General features: G+C 60.2%; 2 protein-coding genes and 1 pseudogene. 1 reads left to right on the forward strand and 2 read right to left on the reverse strand.

Features of this window, described 5'->3' with window-relative positions; translation table 11 throughout:
- A partial coding sequence (locus A3730_RS21165; RefSeq protein ID WP_156501289.1) for an IS3 family transposase occupies positions 1-506 on the forward strand: 506 nt, incomplete at its 5' end.
- 66 nt (positions 507-572) lie between these two features.
- Here A3730_RS21165 and A3730_RS21170 read toward each other — a convergent pair.
- Positions 573-1,625: an ABC transporter ATP-binding protein gene (locus tag A3730_RS21170; RefSeq protein WP_082872485.1), complete on the reverse strand. Its 1,053-nt coding sequence runs from the start codon at positions 1,623-1,625 to the stop codon at positions 573-575.
- An 85-nt stretch (positions 1,626-1,710) separates the two neighbouring features.
- Positions 1,711-2,200 (reverse strand): annotated as a pseudogene (locus tag A3730_RS21175) (ornithine carbamoyltransferase); the annotation flags it as partial.

Consider the following 2,200-nt stretch of genomic DNA (forward strand, 5'->3'; position numbering starts at 1 on the left):
ATCGCCAGTTCTCGGTTGGGAAGGCCAACCGTGTCTGGGTGTCGGATATTACCCAGATCCGCTGCCAAGAAGGCTGGCTCTACATTGCCGTTGTGCTGGATCTGGGGACTCGTCAGATCGTGGGCCGTGCGATGGGGCCGGTTAACTGCTCACAATTGGTTATAGCGGCGCTGAAACAGGCCTGGAGGCGCCAGAAACCTGCGGGGCGTGATTTGCTGTTCCACTCAGACCAAGGCAGCCAATATCGTAGTGAAGAGGTTCTGAGTTGGCTCAATGACAGAAAGGTGACCATCAGCATGTCCCGGCGCGGCAACTGCTGGGACAATGCTTGTGCCGAGAGTGTCTTTGCCTTGCTAAAAAAGGAGTGGACTCGCCCTCTTGGAGAGATAGGCCGAGACGAAATGGCGAGCGAAGTTCGTTACTATACGGACCAGTACTATCCCAATGTGCGTCGGCACATGGCACTGGGAGGAGTTACCCCCAGTGCCTATGCTGCGACCGTTTAATCATTAGGTGTCTACTAAATCGGGGGCACTCCAAGCTGTCAACTATCAACTATCAACTGTCAACTATCAACTGTTAACTGAAAAAGTGACCAAATGCTTGGTGCCCAGGCGGACATGCAGGTTGTCGCCTTCCACTACATTGGTGTGGCTGTCGGTCTGGCAGAGCAGGGTTTCGCTGGCATCGACGCGTAGATGGTAGAGGATGTTGGCGCCGGTGAATTGGCGTCGGGTGACGGGCAGTGCCAGGGGGGCGGATTCGTCGGCAATCACGTCTTCCGGGCGGAGTAGTACTTCTACTTCCGTGCCAGGTTTCAGCGGTGCATGGCTGCGACCGCTGACATCGCCCAAGCTGGTGTGAACGGTGTTGCCATCGCGTACGGTGCCGCGCAAAAAGGTGCCGTAACCGGCGAACTCTGCCACGAACCGGTTCGTCGGCGCGTGGTAAATGTTATAGGGCGTATCCCATTGCTCCAGGTGGCCCTGTTGCATGACGCCGACCCGGTCGGCCAGCGCAAAAGCTTCTTCCTGGTCGTGGGTGACCAGCAGGGTGGTGACCTTTTCCTGACGCAGGATGTCTCCCAGTTCCTGGGCCAGCGCCCGACGCAGATCCAGGTCCAGGCTGGAAAAAGGCTCGTCCAGCAGTAGCAGGGCGGGCTGGGGGGCCAGCGCCCGGGCCAGCGCCACACGCTGCTGTTGGCCGCCGGAGAGTTCGTGGGGGTAGCGTTGCTCCAGGCCGCTGAGCCGTACCCGTTGCAGGCTCGCGTGTACCCGCTCTTCGCGTTCCTCCCGGCTTTGCTGCCGCAGGCCGAAAGCCACGTTGTTTGCCACGGTGAGATGAGGAAACAGGGCATGTTCCTGGAATACCATGCCCAGGCCGCGCTGGTTGGGAGGAAGCTGACGGTGGGGGCCGGAGACTTGTTTGCCCTGAATGCTGATGGCGCCGGCGGTCACCGGTTCCAGCCCGGCGATGGCCCGCAATGTGGTGGTCTTGCCACAGCCGCTGGGGCCCAGCAGGCAGGCAATTTCACCGGCCGCCAGTTCCAGGTTCAAATCTTTTACGACGGTTTGCTGGTGATATCCGCAGGCCAGATTCTCAAGGCGCAGTAGGGGGGCGTTCATGATCATGCGCTCCCGGCTTCACGCTGCACGCAACAGGGGAAGATGTCTCCGTGATGCGTGTGGCATGGTGCGTGCAGCGTTGCCATCAATGTTGCCCGGTGAGCAGGAATTCCAGCAGGGCTTTCTGGGCATGCAGGCGGTTTTCCGCCTCATCCCAGACCACGGCTCTGGGGTCTTCCATCATTTCATGGCTGACTTCTTCGCCGCGGTGGGCCGGCAGGCAGTGCATGAACAGCGCATCCGGGTCGGCCTTGTCCATCAGCTCCGGGGTGACCTGGTAGCCGTCAAAGGCGTTAAGGCGTGTTTGCTGTTCGTCTTCCTGGCCCATGGAAGCCCATACATCGGTGACCACCAGGTGTGCGCCCTGCACGGCGGTGGCCACGTCCGGCTCCAGGCTGACCCGGTCCGGGTAGCGGCCCAGCAAGTCGCTGTCCGGAGTGAAGCCATCCGGGCTGCTGATCACCAGCTCGAAATCAAACTGATTGGCGGCGTTGATGTAGCTGGCGCACATGTTGTTGCCATCGCCGACCCACACCACTTTCTTGCCCTGAATGCTGCCGCGGTGTTCCACATAG

Source organism: Alcanivorax sp. HI0044, assembly GCF_001634945.1.